General features: G+C 30.8%; 16 protein-coding genes. All 16 read right to left on the reverse strand.

Features of this window, described 5'->3' with window-relative positions; translation table 11 throughout:
- Positions 1 to 134 precede the first annotated feature (134 nt).
- The 16 genes from V6137_RS08800 to V6137_RS08875 all read right to left on the reverse strand — a co-directional run bounded on the left by V6137_RS08800 (position 135) and on the right by V6137_RS08875 (position 16,314).
- Positions 135 to 719, reverse strand: coding sequence for a YdcF family protein (locus tag V6137_RS08800; protein WP_425447545.1), 585 nt, complete (start codon positions 717 to 719; stop codon positions 135 to 137).
- Between the two features lie 189 nt (positions 720 to 908).
- Entirely contained in the window at positions 909 to 1,820 is a 912-nt protein-coding gene (locus V6137_RS08805; protein ID WP_425447546.1) for a glycine betaine ABC transporter substrate-binding protein, read from the reverse strand.
- A 16-nt stretch (positions 1,821 to 1,836) separates the two neighbouring features.
- Positions 1,837 to 2,670: an ABC transporter permease gene (locus V6137_RS08810; RefSeq protein ID WP_425447547.1), complete on the reverse strand. Its 834-nt coding sequence runs from the start codon at positions 2,668 to 2,670 to the stop codon at positions 1,837 to 1,839.
- Between the two features lie 2 nt (positions 2,671 to 2,672).
- Complete coding sequence (locus V6137_RS08815; RefSeq protein ID WP_425447548.1) at positions 2,673 to 3,857, reverse strand: quaternary amine ABC transporter ATP-binding protein; 1,185 nt, start codon at positions 3,855 to 3,857, stop codon at positions 2,673 to 2,675.
- A gap of 323 nt (positions 3,858 to 4,180) precedes the next feature.
- A complete protein-coding gene (locus V6137_RS08820; protein WP_425447549.1) occupies positions 4,181 to 4,573 on the reverse strand; it encodes an FxLYD domain-containing protein in 393 nt (130 codons plus the stop codon).
- Between the two features lie 101 nt (positions 4,574 to 4,674).
- A complete protein-coding gene (gene speB / locus V6137_RS08825) occupies positions 4,675 to 5,532 on the reverse strand; it encodes an agmatinase (RefSeq protein WP_425447550.1) in 858 nt (285 codons plus the stop codon).
- Positions 5,525 to 6,373, reverse strand: a complete 849-nt coding sequence (speE, locus tag V6137_RS08830; RefSeq protein WP_425447551.1) for a polyamine aminopropyltransferase — start codon at positions 6,371 to 6,373, stop codon at positions 5,525 to 5,527. Before speE ends, speB begins: the two co-directional genes overlap by 8 nt.
- Before the next feature lie 20 nt (positions 6,374 to 6,393).
- Entirely contained in the window at positions 6,394 to 6,813 is a 420-nt protein-coding gene (speD, locus tag V6137_RS08835; RefSeq protein ID WP_425447552.1) for an adenosylmethionine decarboxylase, read from the reverse strand.
- A 291-nt stretch (positions 6,814 to 7,104) separates the two neighbouring features.
- Positions 7,105 to 8,556, reverse strand: a complete 1,452-nt coding sequence (locus V6137_RS08840; protein ID WP_425447553.1) for an aminotransferase class I/II-fold pyridoxal phosphate-dependent enzyme — start codon at positions 8,554 to 8,556, stop codon at positions 7,105 to 7,107.
- Between the two features lie 331 nt (positions 8,557 to 8,887).
- Positions 8,888 to 9,829, reverse strand: a complete 942-nt coding sequence (locus V6137_RS08845) for a DUF4003 family protein (protein WP_425447554.1) — start codon at positions 9,827 to 9,829, stop codon at positions 8,888 to 8,890.
- Between the two features lie 140 nt (positions 9,830 to 9,969).
- The gene (locus V6137_RS08850) at positions 9,970 to 10,878 is read right to left on the reverse strand and encodes a chemotaxis protein (RefSeq protein ID WP_425447555.1); all 909 of its coding nucleotides are present in this window, start codon (positions 10,876 to 10,878) and stop codon (positions 9,970 to 9,972) included.
- A gap of 81 nt (positions 10,879 to 10,959) precedes the next feature.
- Entirely contained in the window at positions 10,960 to 12,603 is a 1,644-nt protein-coding gene (locus tag V6137_RS08855) for a putative ABC transporter permease subunit (protein WP_425447556.1), read from the reverse strand.
- The gene (locus V6137_RS08860; protein ID WP_425447557.1) at positions 12,596 to 13,318 is read right to left on the reverse strand and encodes an ABC transporter ATP-binding protein; all 723 of its coding nucleotides are present in this window, start codon (positions 13,316 to 13,318) and stop codon (positions 12,596 to 12,598) included. The genes V6137_RS08855 and V6137_RS08860 overlap by 8 nt, the downstream gene beginning before the upstream one ends.
- A gap of 119 nt (positions 13,319 to 13,437) precedes the next feature.
- A complete protein-coding gene (locus V6137_RS08865; RefSeq protein ID WP_425447558.1) occupies positions 13,438 to 15,372 on the reverse strand; it encodes an ABC transporter permease in 1,935 nt (644 codons plus the stop codon).
- On the reverse strand, positions 15,359 to 16,123 hold the full coding sequence (locus tag V6137_RS08870; RefSeq protein WP_425447559.1) for an ABC transporter ATP-binding protein: 765 nt from the start codon (positions 16,121 to 16,123) through the stop codon (positions 15,359 to 15,361). Before V6137_RS08870 ends, V6137_RS08865 begins: the two co-directional genes overlap by 14 nt.
- A gap of 29 nt (positions 16,124 to 16,152) precedes the next feature.
- Positions 16,153 to 16,314: a hypothetical protein gene (locus tag V6137_RS08875; RefSeq protein ID WP_425447560.1), complete on the reverse strand. Its 162-nt coding sequence runs from the start codon at positions 16,312 to 16,314 to the stop codon at positions 16,153 to 16,155.
- Positions 16,315 to 16,408: the final 94 nt, after the last annotated feature.

Here is a 16,408-nt window from a genome sequence, read left to right on the forward strand (position 1 = left end):
ATATTTTGTAAAAAATAATTTTACAGTTTGAATATTCTATATTTTCATTACTTATCCTTTATAAAAAAAACGCAATTTCTTACATATTAATTTAGTAAAAGTAAAAAAACGACCTTATTTGGTCGTTTTAGATATTATCTGTCAAATACAAAAGACTTTATTATAGCAAAATATTCCCTTATATACATTTTAAATTTAACTGCATCGGGGGTTGGTGCTGGAAACCCATAGGGTTTATATCCTAATCTACTAGCTAAAAATTTAGCCCTTAATATGTGAAAATCCGATGTAACTATTAAGATCTTAATCCTGTCTCTATTGTCAATTTCCTTTATCTTTTCCTTTGCAAATTTCAAATTTTCATATGTACTTGTTGATTTATTTTCTTCTATTATTCTAGTTTTGTCAATGCCATTATCTACTAAAAATCCTTTCATAGCTTTAGCCTCTTCAATATCCTCTGTGGGACCTTGTCCCCCTGTTACAACTACCTTAACATCCTTATTATCCTTTAAATAGTCCAGTGCTGTATAGAGTCTTTCTGATAAGGTGGGAGATGGTAATTTACCATATAATCTAGCCCCAAGAACTATCATATAATCTACATCTCCCTCTTCCTTTTTATCCCCATAATAAATCATTAGACCTTCTATTATAATAAAAGATACTAAAATTAGTATAAAACCCAAAAGTATAATTCTCTTTATAGTTGTATTCATTTACATTCCCTTCTCCTTTTTTGTTTTTTTACTATTATTTATAATTATTATAACATATTAGTAAAAACAAAGCCGGCTTTGTGGCTTCTTTGTTTAGTGCAGGGTGCAAAGTGCAGATCACGGCCCTAATTTTTCCACTAAAAAAAGGATAGGCCCAACACCTATCCCTTCTTTAGTATCTAAATTATCCTACTTTTCTATCCAGCTATTTACTAAATCTTCATTTTCTTTCATCCACTCTTTAGCAGCTACATGGGGTTCTTCATCACTATCGGCTATCATTCCCATTAAACTACCAAGTTCTTGGTCATTCATTTTAAAAGTTTCAAAGAATTTAGCTACCTCTGGCATATCTTCTTTAAATCCTTTTCTAACTATAGTATGAAGATTTTCTACATCTCCATATACCCCTTTAGAGTCTTCTAAGAACTTAAGGTCCCATCTAGCAAATTTCCAGTGGGGTTTCCATCCTGTTACTATTACAGGTTCTTCACTTTCTATTGAATCTTTAAGTTTAGCGGTCATAACGGGACCACTACCTGCCATTAGTTCGTAATCTAAGTCATACTCTTCTATAGCAGTTTTTGTTGCCTTCATAATTCCAGCACCGGAGTCTATACCTATTATTCTACCAGCAAATTTATCTTTATTATCATTTAACTCTTCTATGCTATTTACATCTACATATTCTGGTACTACTAAACCTATCTTAGCACCTTCAAAATTATATCCTAAATCAACTAAATCGTCTTTATACTTTTCCATATATTGTTCGTGGGTTACAGGTAACCATCCATCTAAAAATGCATCTGTTTTCCCATCGGCAACTGAAGTGAATATTACCCCTGCATCTGCACGCTTCATTTCAACTTCATAGTCCATTTTATCCTCTAATATAACCTTAGCTAAGTTTGTCATAGCTATACCTTCGGCCCAGTTAACATAACCTAATTTAACTGTTCCTTTATCCTCAACTTTAGTACCTTCTTCTCCACCATTATCTTCTACTTTACTATCCTCAGATGAACAACCAGCCATTAATGCTAATCCTAACATCGAAATCAATAATAATATTGATATCTTCTTAATATTTTTTCTCACAAAAATCTCCTCCTTTTTATTGTTTTACTTTATCTGAATTCCCCAAAGCTTGGGTAATTCTATCTAATATCATAGCCAATATTACCACTGCAACTCCCCCTTCAAATCCAGTACCAATTTGAAGTTGAGTTATACCACTATATACCTTTTCACCTAGTCCCCTAGCACCTATCATAGATGCAATTACAACCATTGATAATGATAACATTATTGTCTGGTTTACCCCTGCAAGTATTGTGGGAAGGGCTATGGGAAGCTGAACCTTGATAAGCATCTGCTTCGATGTGGAACCAAAGGATTTTGCAGCTTCCACAACCTCTGTTGGAACCTGACGTATACCTAGGTTAGTAAGCCTAACCACAGGTGGCATTGCAAATATTACTGTGGCTATAGCCCCTGGTACATTGCCCATATCAAAGAATAATACAGCAGGGATCAAATATACAAAGGCAGGCATAGTCTGCATAAAGTCAAGTATAGGTCTTATTACCTTATCTACAGTTTTACTTCTAGAAGCCCAAATACCTAAAGGTATTCCTATAATTAAAGCAATAATAGCCGATGCCATTACTAGGGATAATGTCTCAATAGTTTCTTCCCATAGATCCATACTAACTATAAGACCTAATCCTATTAAAGTAAATAATGATACTCCTTTTCCTGCTGCCTTCCATGCAAGAAGAACAAAAATAACTATAAGAACAATATTTGGGGGAAATAGTAATATATCTTGAAGCCCCGTTATTAACTTATCTATAACTTCAGTTATAAAGTCAAATAATGGCTCAAAATTTGTGTCTAACCAATCAACTATTTTCTCAAATATCTTACCTATGTGTAAATTAATCATATTTATTCCTCCCCTCCTGATATTCCTGAAATAAGAGACGATCTTATAATAATGCCTAGCAATTTATCATTATCATCTACTACGGCTATTGGGTACTGTGCATTTGTAGACATATTTAATAAGTCAATAATAGGTGTCTCCGGAGAGGCCTTGGGAACATCCTTTATAATAACTTCGTCAACACTGGTTTTACCCTGTTTCTTAAGTTCTAGTGCATCATCTATCCTTACTATACCTTTAAGTCTTCTGTCTTTATCCACCACGTATATGCTAGATAGTTCTTCTTCATCCATTCTTCTTATTGCCATCCTAGGACCATCTTTATAGGTTACTATGGCATCTGGTTTTCTCATTATACTTGAAGCAGTAACTACTTTAGCTCTATTAACATCTTTAACAAACTCTTTTACATAGTCGTTTGCAGGATCTGTTAATATCTGCTCTGAAGTACCTATCTGTACCACTTTACCATCCTTCATAACAGCGATTCTATCACCTAATTTTAATGCCTCGTCCAAATCATGGGTGATAAATATTATGGTTTTATGCATTCTATTCTGTAGTTCTAAGATCTCATCTTGCATCTCTTTACGTATTAATGGATCTAGTGCACTAAAAGCCTCATCCATAAGAAGTATATCTGGATCAGTGGCAAGGGCACGGGCCAATCCAACTCTTTGTTGCATACCTCCACTTAGTTCATCGGGCATTTGCTCCTCATATCCCTTAAGTCCCACTAACTCTAGGGATTCATAGGCCATTTTTTTTCTGTCTTTTGGGTCTACCCCTTGTATTTCTAATCCGTACTCAACATTTTCACAAACAGTCCTATGGGGAAATAAACCAAAGTGTTGGAAAACCATTGCTATTTTCTTTCTTCTTATATCTAATAATTTGTCTTTATCCGCCGTAACAATATTTTCCCCATCAACCAATATTTCTCCCTTTGTCGGTTCAATAAGACGATTTAAACATCTTATAAGGGTAGATTTACCACTTCCCGATAAACCCATAACCACAAAGAACTCTCCTTTGTTAACTTTAAAACTAGCACTGTTTACCCCAACAGTATTTCCGGTTTTTTCAAGTATTTCTTCTTTAGACATTCCCTTATCTAAATAGGGAAATACCTTCTTAGGATTGTGTCCAAATACTTTTGATACATTCTTCACCTCTAATTGGGCCATTTATTTACCTCCTTTTTTTCAAAAAAATAAAAGAAACCATTGAAAATGATTCCTTTTTATCATGAGAATTTATTCTTTTTATTTAACGTTCAAACAAAGTCAATTATAACTATAACAAAGATATATATACACATCAAATTAATATATCCCCTATATGACTAGATATAGTTACCCTATTATCCATGACCCTCCTATAGGTGCATAATTCTCAATATGACTCCAATATATTCTAATATAATACTGTATACAGTAAATACATAACATTATATTCGATTTTTTTGTGATTTTTTAACTTATTATTCTATTATTAAAATATTCTGTAATTAAAGACCTTCTATGCTATCTATATTATATTCTTCTATGTTTTCATCCCAAACCACTGCTTTAAATTTCCATATATCATCTATTTTTATATTCTCTATAACGTCCTTTGTGGTATCAACTTTATTTCCTTCATTATCAAATAAAGATATATTCACCTCTAAATATTCATATTCCCTATCGGTACTATTTTTTATTTTACCAGTTATAATACTATATGAATCTTTATTTACTAAATCATCCTCTAATACCTCAAATCCATCGATTTTTCTTTTACTTTCAACTTCCCTATTAGATTTAATTTTAGTTTCATTCTTTTCTAAAGGTTTGGTTTTATTGCAAGATGTTAGGAATAAAGATATTATTAGTAGTATTATTACTTTAGTAACCTTCATAAATCTTCTCCTTCGTAATCCTTATAGCCCTGGCTAGAATTTATTCTAGGTCAGTCTTAATGATACCACTATTTTTATTAATATTCTGACCTAGAACTTTTCTATCCCTTTTTATAGCATATGGCCAATGCAAGCTCCCTTAATACTTTACAAGCCACAGCTGTTGATGCTCCACTACTATCATAGTGGGGAGAAAGCTCAACTATATCTGCACCAACTATGTTTAATTCCTTTATTGCATCAATAATATTCATCATATCATTAAACGATATACCTCCAGGTTCTAGTGTTCCAGTACCCGAAAAAAACGATGGATCTAATATGTCTAAGTCTATTGTAACATATATTGGTTTATCCTTTAAATCTTCAACTACACTTTCTAGTCCATCATAATTAAACTTCGTTAATATGGTATGCTCCCTTGCCCAATCAAACTCCTGCTTCTCTCCCGATCTAATTCCATATTGATATATTCTATTATCTCCAAGGAAATCCCATATTCTTTTTACTACGGTGGCATGGGATAACTTTTCATTCATATAATGCTCCCTTAAATCTGTATGGGCATCGAAATGTAATAAATATAAATCATTGTATTTATTATATACAGCCTTAACAGCCGGTAGTGTAACTAAATGCTCTCCTCCTATCATAAGGGGTATCTTACTATCAGCTAAAATTTCTTTAGTGAAATCTTCTATCTTATCTAAAACTTTACTTACATTTCCAAAGGGAAATTCTATATCTCCTCCATCAAATATTTTATAATCATCTAGGTCTAAATCTAAGTAGGGACTATAGGTTTCTAGACCATAGGATTCATTTCTCATAGTATTTGGTGCAAATCTAGTTCCCGGTCTAAAGGATGTGGTCCCATCGAAGGGACTTCCAAAGACAACTATATTTGATTCGTCATAGTCATTATCAAATCCTATAAATGTAAATGTATTTTTATTCATCTTCTAACCTCTCTCTAACATAGGTTGGTAGTGCAAATGCACCAACGTGAAGATCTGTATTATAGTATTTTGTTTTAAGTCCCAATTCGTTCCATTTATTAGGGTTAAAATCCTTAACAGGATGTAATCCCTTAGATGAAAATCCAAATAACCAATGTCCCGATGGATATGTGGGTATATTATATTGATAAGTTTCAGCCACTTTAAATATTTCTTTTATCTTCTTATGGGATCTTGTCATTTCCCTGGCATTATGGGAATAATATGGACTTTCTTTTTGGTTTATTAATATACCATTTTCAGTTAATGCATTATGACAATTGGTATAAAACTCCTTTGTAAAAAGTCCCTCCCCTGGACCTATTGGATCTGTGGAGTCAACTATAATAAGGTCGTAAACATTATTTTTGTTCTCCACGAATTTAAGCCCATCTTCAAAATATAGACTAACCCTGTCATCGTCTAACTTAGAAGCTGTAAACTGTAGATATTTTCTTGAAACATCCACAACCACTTTATCTATTTCAACCATATCTATTTTTTCTATGGTTTTATATCTTGTTAGTTCCCTAACAGTACCTCCATCTCCTCCCCCTATTACTAACACTGACTTAATATTTGGATTTGTCCCCATTGCCACATGGGTAATCATATCGTGATAAATAAACTCATCCTTTTCAGTCACCATAACTAAACCGTCTATGGTTAATAGTTTACCAAACTCATAGGTGTCGAAAACATCTATCTTTTGAAACTCACTTTCCTGTTGATATATATGCTTTTTTATTTTTGCTGAAAATCTTACGTTATCTGTATGATTTTCCGTATACCATAATTCCATATTAATCTCTCCCATATAACTTAGTTTTTAGCATCAGGCTTAAACTTAACTTCTTTAAATTTTTCAGTTGAAAATTTCTTTATTTTTTCAACAATTCCCCTTGGAACCTCAGTGGTTTCTGTTTTTTTAGCCTTAAGCTTTTCTTCGAGATAATCAAATGCATTCCATGGATTGACTTCATCCCCACATGTAAATAGATCCACTGCTGCATAACCATATTCAGGCCATGTGTGAATTGTTAAATGGGACTCTGAGATAATAACCGCTCCACTTACTCCCCAGGGATTAAACATATGAAACACACTTTCCACTATTGTTGCCTTGGCTTCCCTTGCTGCTTGATTCATATGTTTCTCTATTAAATCATGATCATTTAATATATCCTTATCACAATCATAAAACTCAACTAATATATGTCTTCCCAATTGTTCTAATTTCATTTGAATTACCTCCCTATCATCTATAATAATCATATATTTTATTTGTATTTGAAAATCTGATTTTTTATATCACTTTTCTGTTGTTTAATTTAAATTCCTTATAAAGTAATTTAATAATACTAAACAAATAGTTTACCTATATTAAATATACTCTTTTTTTGAAATTTGTCAATAAGTTTTGATAAACTTTTTTAAAAAAAGAAGGACTATCTAGTCCTTCGATTTCTTCCAAAGTATATTCAGACTTTGTCGATACTCTATTGGACTATCTAATCCTTCCCAAATTTAATCCTATATTCCCAATACTTTTATCTTTTCTAGATTCGGATCTGACATTCCTGTTATTACACTTTTTTGGTCCTTTAAGAATTTAATATATTCTATCATTTCTTTATTAATTTTTTCCCCTGGGGTCATTATAGGGATTCCTGGAGGATATGCCATGATAGATTCTCCACTTATTTCTCCAATGGCTTTGTCTAAATCTACTAATCTCTTCCTGGCATAAAAGGCATTTCTAGGAGAGACTATGATCTCTGGATTTTCTAGACTTCTATTTTGAAATTTTAATTGTGATTTTCTATGTTTTTCACTTAAATCCTTTAATGCAGTAACCAAGGTTTCTAGATTGTCCCTAGTATCCCCTACACTAACTATAGCTAGAACATTATACATATCCCCTAACTCCATTTGTATATTATACTCATCCCTTAAAATATCATACACCTCAAATCCTGTTAAACCAAGCTCCGATACATTTATGCCTAATTTTGTTTCATCAAAGTTAAAAACTCCAGGATTTCCTATTAATTCTTTTCCAAATGCATATAGTCCATCTATATTATTTATCTCATCCCTAGCATTCCTAACTAAGTTAAGTACTTCATTAAGCACCTCTTTTCCCTCTGTGGCTAACATTTTCCTTGCCACATCTAGACTGGCCATCAGTAAATAGGATGCGCTGGTTGTTCTATTTAAATTTAGTATGGTTTTTACAGTATTTTTCTCAACAAAACCTTCATTTAAAAGAAGTACAGAACTTTGGGTTAGTGAACCTCCAGTTTTATGAAGACTAACTGCTGCCATATCTCCACCTAATCTAATTCCTGACATTGGTATATCATCATGGAAACCAAAGTGAGCTCCATGGGCTTCATCAAGTAAAACTGCCATACCATGTTTATGGGCAATTTTTATTATTCTCTTTAAATCCGACACAGCACCATAATATGTGGGATTTATTAAAAATATAGCCTTGGCATCGGGATTATTACCTATTGCTATCTCTATGTTTTCAGCGGTTATTCCCATGGCTATCCCTAATCTTTCATTAATTTCTGGCTGGATATATACCGGTAATGCACCGCTTAATATTAATCCATTTATGGCAGATTTATGGGCATTTCTAGGTATTATAATCTTATCCCCTGGATTACATACGCTCATTATCATAGCTTGAACTCCAGAGCTGGTTCCATTTACTAAGAAAAACGAATGATCCGAGCCATAGGCTGATGCCATCAACTCTTGGGCATCCTTAATAACACCTATAGGGTTGCTTAAAATATCTAAACACTTCATGGAATTAACATCTATCTCAAGTATTCTTTCTCCTACATAATCTCTGAACTCTTTTAACCCTTGACCATGCTTGTGACCAGGCACATCAAAGGGTACTACCTTTCTTTCATTATAATCTTTAATTGCATCAAATAATGGAGTCTTATTATGATTATTTAACAATCAAATCACCCTCTTCTTACAAAATATATCCAATAATATATTAACCGAAACCCTTTGTCAATATAAATATAATAAAAAGACTTTACATTAGTAAAGCCAAGCTGCCTTTCAACTATCTATAGACAAAGTAAGCAAAAATGGTAGCCATCCCGCAGGATTTGTGAAAATATAGAATAAGGGAGAAAATTGCTTGAATTCCACTGTCTGAGGGTAGCAAGTTTGGAATTCTACTTTCGACCGTTTCTCTATATTTTCCAAATCCGAGGACTGGCGGACATTTTTGCTTACTTTGCCTATACTCTGACTTCACATTAGTAAAGCCTTTTTATTATTATATATTCATAGATATTGTTGTTAAGAATGTAAACTTCATAAACTCTATAGTATATCCTATATCTTTTTTTATAACATTATGACCATCTAATGCATCTATTATTTTTATCATGACTGCAACAACCATATTATATTCATGGGTCCATCTGAGGTTTTTACTTTCTTTTAGGTTATATAATATTTCCCTTACATCTTTTATATCTTTATAATTATATATGCCCCCTATGGCCATCAACCCTATTAATGGATAATATAAGGTTTTAAACCTAAAGCCGTTATTTCTACCTAAATATAATATGTTTCCACATTTCTTAATTAACCCTTCAATATCCCAAGTATTAGTTCTAGCCAATATATATGATAAAAATCTAAGCTCATCACTTTCATAAAAACCTTGGTCTAATAGCTTATCATGTATGCTTTTTATATTCTTTATAATTTTATGGGTTTTTTCCCTTTTCTTAGCTAGGAGAATAATTGGAGTATAATCAACTATATTAACTAAAGATGGATAATAGTTTTTGACTTTACTATATATATTAATAGATTTTATTACCTTATTACTTTTATCCTCCATATCTAATAATGCAAATGAGTTTAATGATAACTTGCTATCCTTTTTAAACCCATATTTAATAAGTTCGTTCTGAATGTTTAATAACTGATCAAATTTACCTTTAGGATTGTCATACCTTGATATTAATAGACTTGCTAATATATATCTATCCTGATATCTAAGGGGTGAGTACTTTTCAGACTTTACCTTTATATAGTCACTAACTTCCATAAAATATTTGTAATCAAACTCTTTATTATTTATCATATAACTAATAACTATTAAGTTTATAACTCCACTGGATACTTTCCACTTTATTTTTTTATATAGTAACTCATATATTTCACTATATTTATTACATTTATTTTGTATTAACCCATTCATCGATACACTCCTTACTATTGTGTATATTGGAAATAAACATTACTATATAATTATATACCCTTTGGAACGATATTTAACTAAACTATTTATGTAAAAACTCCTATTTTTTTACATAAATAGTCCCCTTAATATTAAGGGGATTATTTATTTAGTGTATATTTATCTACAATTTCAATTAGACTATCTATATTTGGTTTACTTATCTGCTCATCTGCACCTACCGATTTTCCTTTATGATGTAAATCATCGGTTATTAGTGACGAGAATATTAGAACTGGAAGGTCCTTAAGTATATTATGCTCTTTAATTTTTCTTGTTAATGTATGTCCATCCATTTTGGGCATTTCAATATCGGTTATCAAAATATCCACATTTTCTTTGAAACCTTCTCCCTTTTCTTCAGCCAATTGTAATAAATGCCTATAAGCTTCTTCTCCATTATCAAAAAAGGTCAAATCCGTATATCCCCCTGCAGTTAATGTACCTTTAAGCATTTCCCTAATCATCCTAGAATCATCAGCTAAAATAAGTTTCACTTTTCCCCTTTCTTTACTGTGTTTAACTTTTTCAATTTTACCTTCATAACTACCTTTAGATGATGTTAAATCTAAAACAATTTTTTCAAAATCAAGTAACATTAAAACTTTATCCTCTAAAACTATATTTCCTATAACTAAAGAATCCCCAACAACTGAGTCTGGTTCCTTAATATCATTCCAACCTATTCTATGTATCCCTAATACTTTATCTATTAAAAATCCAACCTTCATATTGTTAAATTCACATGATAGCACCATATTTTTCTTATCTCTATCCATTTCTTTATTTTCTAAAACATATCTCATATCTATCAAACTCATTGTTTCTCCCCTTACTAAGGAGACTCCAGCCACTGCCTTACTAGAGTTTGGTATTTTTATAATATCCTTTACCTCAAATATTTCTTTTGTTTTTATTACATTAATAGCATAATGCTTATTATCTACTACAAATTCTAATACCTCAAGTTCTCCAGTTCCACTTTCTAAAAGTATTCCTTTTTGTTTCATATTTTTAACCTCCTAAATTAGATAATAAAATATCTGAATATTTATCATACTACATACTTCGACATTCTTTTTAAAATCCCTTTATTTTACCAAGTTTTTATATTTATTTACTCCTGTATTTTTTAATTTCTTAAGTTTCATAATATTAATAGGAAGATATATGGTGTATATTGTTAAAACCATAATTACACTTGCTAGACTGAAAAAAGAAGCCAAGACTTTTACAATAATAAATATAGCTATAAATATTCCAACATTGATTAAAAACAACATCAATCCATTAAAATTATTTTTAATTATTTCATTTTCTGATTCCCAGTTAAGTTTAGGTGAGTCCATATCTATCATTAATCCACTTATTGATATATATGTCAATAGGGGTGCCACCGATAGTATATATAATAAGATGAAAGAAGCCTTTACCTTTAGTATTATCATTAATACTATATATACTATCAGACTTATTCCCCCCACTATCACACTTACTATAATTTTACCCTTTATTTGTTCTTTGTAACTTATGGGAATAAATTTATTTATAATAAAGTTTCTACCATTTCTAGACACTGGAGTATAAAATATAGGATTAGATATAAATGATAACATAGTTATTCCAATAGATATTAAGATTGTATAGTAACCTGAAGTATTATTAATGAATTGTCCGATTTCCCTAAGACCCATATCTGAAATTATGGGATATATTATTATATATACCAACCATATATTTCCTGTTATAAAATAAGATATGGCAAATGTAGGTGTCCTCACTATGGTTTTAATTTCATAAATAACATATGCAATAACTTTAGACCTCTTACTAAACCTCACCTTAATTTTCTTATTCTTTTTACCACTTTCATTTAAGCCCCTAGCTCCCTTTAGGTATAATTTCTTTCCTATTATTAAATATATAAAAACACCTATTACCGTTGATAATAAAAATAATACAATTTCTAAAATACCCTGTAATCCACCACTATTTGAGAGGGCATTAGATGCCGGTTTAGCTTGAAAGAATATACTTAAGACCTTATTATTTTGAGAGTGCCTCATGGTGTCTATTATAGTATTTATATCTTCTGAATCTGTATTAAAGTCTAAATATCTTCTCATAATTACATTAATTAATATTACTATAACCACAGACATAATTCCACTTAACAATTTAAATAGATCTTTATGTTTTGAAAACTTAGAAAATCTCATTATTACCATGGATATTATAGATGCTAAAACAAGGGGTACTATGGGAAATAATACAAATACAATTAAGCTATACATATAATAAATTAATCCCTTTGATGCTTTTGTTCCATACACTATAACCATAGGCAAAAAGAAAAAGCCTTGTATTAAGTATTGATTTAATAACACTATAATAAACTTTCCCAATAGTAATTCGTGGGATTTAATAGGCAAAAATAAATAGTAATTTAAATCATTTGAGAAATAAAAGGACTTTATTATGTAAAATGTTCCAAAAACAAAAGCTATAATACTTAAAAGTAAAAATCCTATATCTAATATATATTTTTCCATATTGCTAGATTCCAATAAGTCATAAATATGTCCTATTAATCTTCCATATGAAGTTATTATAGGTAACATCATCATTCCAAATATAATAATCAATAGAACTTTCTTCCCCCTATTATCATCACTATCAAAAATACTTGTACCGGTTTTTGATAATACTTTTAATATATTTATAAATCTATTCATTGTCAGTCAACTCCAAGAATATATTCTCGAGGGATCCATCTTTTTTAAATTGTCTTTTCATTTCATCTAGGGTACCGGAAAACAATATTTTTCCATCACTTATTATAGCAACCCTATCACATATTCTCTCTGCCACTTCCAGTACATGGGTTGAAAAAAATACAGTATTCCCCTTATCTGTATGCTCCCTCATGATTGATTTCACCATATGGGATGACTTAGGATCAAGTCCAGTCATGGGCTCATCTAATATCCAAAGTTTAGGCTCGTGGAGAAGAACCCCCATTATTATAATCTTTTGACGCATACCATGGGAGTAGCTACTTATCTTATCATCTAATGACCCCCTCATTGCAAATTGTTCTCCTAGTTTATTTATCCTTTCCTCCCTTATATTTTTATCAACATCATATATATCACAAATGAAGTTTAAATATTCAACACCCCTTAATTTTAAAAACATATCGGGACTATCGGGTACAAATCCGAATAATTTTTTAGCTTCTATCGGTTTTTTATTTATGTCTATATTATCTATTAATACCTCACCTTTATCAGCCTCTAATATTCCCGTTATCATCTTTATAGTGGTGGTCTTTCCAACTCCATTTGGCCCTAAAAATCCAAATATTTCACCACTTTTAACCTCTAGATTAATATTATCAACTGCTTTAAAAACTCCATAGCTTTTACTTACATTTTTTAAGGTAATCATATTAGTATCGCCTCCAAACATTAACTTAGTTACTATTATAGGATATAAAGTCACATTATTACAAGATAAAAAAATAAAAAGCTTAAAAATTAGAGTTGCTCTAATTTTTAAGCTTTTTATTAGTCGTTTACTATTTTATTATAGGAGTTTAGTGTTATAACATAATAAACTAGATATATTAAAGAATATACTGCAGTTGTTAAGATGATAGGTGTTGATAGGTCCCTCATTAGTAACTTCTCTAAACCAAACAGAGCGACTGTACTATGGCATATTCCTATAGCCAGTGGTAATAAAAATACAAATAGGGTTTGTTTTGATACTGACCTTTTCACTTCTCTTTTACTTACACCTATTTTCCTTAATATATTATATCTTTCCTTAGATTCATAGGCATCGGTTAGTTGTTTAAAGTATATTATACTTCCTGTAGCTATTAAAAATACTAAGCCTAAGAATACACCTATAAACAATACTACCCCTGCAAACTGCATAGTGTCCATATATTGATTATAGAAGGAGGCAAAGAATAATCCATGTTTACTTGAGCTTGGCTGACTCTTAATATAGTCGTGTAATTCCTTAGTTAATTCTTTAGCTCTCTTCTGATCAGTTATATTAATTGCTGTCATATTATAGGTAATATCTGTGTTATTATATACTTCATTATACTTATTATATATTTCTTCATATATTTGATCCTTTACAACTAGAGTGGGATTCTCAGTAAATACAACTAGGTTCTCCACATTAAAATCTTTGATCTTTAATGTCTTTTTATATCCTTCAAAATCAATTTCTATATCCTTTCCAGAATAAAGTTCCTTTTCTACCCCAAATATATTTGCATATAATAATGTACTATCATTAGATAGATTTAAATCTTTATTGATTCCTCTGGCCTCTGCTATTTCTTTATAATTACTTTCAGATATTACATAATAATCATCTTCAATTTTTTCTCCACCCATATTTACTTTCCACACAGCAGGAATATATTTAATATCTACCATAGATACAAATTCATTTTTAGGATGTTTTTTTATTATATCCATGACCCTTTCATCTATATCACTATCATGATTTTTTTCATATACATAACTAAATGGAGTTCTATCAGTGGCATCTTCTGTGAATGTGTAGTATCCACTATATATTGTTCCTAAGGCAGTCAATGTAGTAGCACTTAATACTGCTATGGTAGCTAATGTTCTAGCATTACTTTTTATTTTATATAGAAGTTGACTGGTTTCTATCATGTTTGTACCCTTATAATATCTTCTTTTACTTTTCTTAAGAAGTTTTATTATATATATCATAGTTGAATCAAATAAACCATATGTTCCTAAAACTACAAGTCCCAACGTACCTAGTACGGCTATTACAAAAAAGGACGGATCATCTAATCCTTGATATAATACATATCCACCAATTATTAAACCAACTGAAATAACTGCAATTATTAAGGATGCCTTTGGTTCCTTTTCTGCGGTCTTTTCTGCTTTAAATAACTCTATAAGCTTAAACTTATATATTAATCTATATCCATGTATAGCTGTTATAATAAATATTATAGCAAACATGTATATGGTGTGGAGTATAGCTTTTGGAACTACTGCAAACTGAACTTGAGCTATATGTCCCATAAGTCTTATAAGTATCATAATAAAAAGCTTTGATAATAGACTTCCTAATATTATCCCTACAATTAAGGCAATCATTCCCATAACCAATGTTTCATAAAATAACATTCTACCTATTTCTTTTTTCTTAATACCAAGCAAAGAGTAAAGCCCTACTTCTTTTTTTCTTTTCCTTGTAAAATAAGAGTTTGAATACCATATAAATATGGCTGAAAATATGGCAAGTACTATTGCCGATGCCTTAAAGCCAGTAGCAACCTGTACGTTAGTTATCTTATATACTTGATCATTATATTGTATAGATAAAAATGTATAAAACACCATAATGCTAAATACCATTGATAGAAAATATAAAAAGTAGTTTTTAAAGTTTCTTTTTATATTTTTTGCCGATAGTTTAAATAATGTCACTGGTGTCACCCCCAAGGGTCCTTAAAACATCAAGTATCATTTGGAAAAATTCTTTCCTACTACCACTCCTTACAAGTTCAGTGAATAAACTTCCATCCTTTATAAATATTATTCTTTTACAGTAACTTGCCGCAAAGGCATCATGGGTTACCATCATTATGGTAGCATCATTATTTTCATTTAAGTCACTCATTGCCTGTAAAAGTTCCGTTGATGCCTTTGAATCTAAGGCTCCTGTAGGCTCATCTGCAAGGATTAATTGAGGTTTATTGATAATCGCCCTAGCCGCCGCTGTTCTTTGTTTCTGTCCCCCAGAAATTTCATAGGGATATTTGTTTAATATATCCTCTATGCCTAAAATCATTGAAACTTCATTAGCCCTTTTTTCTATTTCTTTAGGGTTAATCTTAGATAGGGCTAAGGGAAGTATTATATTTTCTTTAACAGTTAATGTATCCAGTAGGTTAAAATCTTGAAACATAAACCCTAATTTATTCCTTCTAAATGATGATAATTCCTCCTCTTTCATATTTACTATATTACTATTTCCTATTAAAACCTCTCCAGAGGTTGGAGTATCTATGGTAGATATAATGTTTAGAAGGGTTGTTTTACCTGCTCCCGATGGTCCCATTATACCAACAAATTCACCTTTTTTAATATCTAAATCTATACCTGTTAGAGCAGTAAATATATTGCCCCTTGCACCATATACCTTCTTTACATTTTTGGCTGTTAATACATTTTCCATTTTTTTAACCTCCTATTTCTTCCTACAAGTTAATATATTTTATATTCAATAGAATTTTCTACTTTATAGTTATTGACATATTCTTTGCTTCCCATATCCCTTAATGGGAATATAATATTTCTTATTAATAATAATCCCGTTAACATAATGATTAGTATTATAGCTATACCTGTAAATAGTCTTTGTACCATAGGCTTCCTCCATTTCCTTTAGGAACTGTTACCCAATTGATTATACTATTATTTTAAATTAAATACTTATAATCTACCATTTATTTAACTAACA

Origin of the sequence: Dethiothermospora halolimnae, assembly GCF_037577855.1 — a bacterium.
GTDB classification, from domain to species: Bacteria; Bacillota; Clostridia; order Tissierellales; family VENL01; genus Dethiothermospora; species Dethiothermospora halolimnae.

Coding starts and splice junctions, on each gene's coding strand:
- V6137_RS08800 (WP_425447545.1), bottom strand. CDS start 719: ATGAATACAACTATAAAGAGAATTATACTTTTGGGTTTTATACTAATT.
- V6137_RS08810 (WP_425447547.1), bottom strand. CDS start 2,670: ATGATTAATTTACACATAGGTAAGATATTTGAGAAAATAGTTGATTGG.
- V6137_RS08815 (WP_425447548.1), bottom strand. CDS start 3,857: ATGGCCCAATTAGAGGTGAAGAATGTATCAAAAGTATTTGGACACAAT.
- V6137_RS08820 (WP_425447549.1), bottom strand. CDS start 4,573: ATGAAGGTTACTAAAGTAATAATACTACTAATAATATCTTTATTCCTA.
- speB (WP_425447550.1), bottom strand. CDS start 5,532: ATGAATAAAAATACATTTACATTTATAGGATTTGATAATGACTATGAC.
- speE (WP_425447551.1), bottom strand. CDS start 6,373: ATGGAATTATGGTATACGGAAAATCATACAGATAACGTAAGATTTTCA.
- speD (WP_425447552.1), bottom strand. CDS start 6,813: ATGAAATTAGAACAATTGGGAAGACATATATTAGTTGAGTTTTATGAT.
- V6137_RS08845 (WP_425447554.1), bottom strand. CDS start 9,829: ATGAATGGGTTAATACAAAATAAATGTAATAAATATAGTGAAATATAT.
- V6137_RS08850 (WP_425447555.1), bottom strand. CDS start 10,878: ATGAAACAAAAAGGAATACTTTTAGAAAGTGGAACTGGAGAACTTGAG.
- V6137_RS08855 (WP_425447556.1), bottom strand. CDS start 12,603: ATGAATAGATTTATAAATATATTAAAAGTATTATCAAAAACCGGTACA.
- V6137_RS08860 (WP_425447557.1), bottom strand. CDS start 13,318: ATGATTACCTTAAAAAATGTAAGTAAAAGCTATGGAGTTTTTAAAGCA.
- V6137_RS08870 (WP_425447559.1), bottom strand. CDS start 16,123: ATGGAAAATGTATTAACAGCCAAAAATGTAAAGAAGGTATATGGTGCA.
- V6137_RS08875 (WP_425447560.1), bottom strand. CDS start 16,314: ATGGTACAAAGACTATTTACAGGTATAGCTATAATACTAATCATTATG.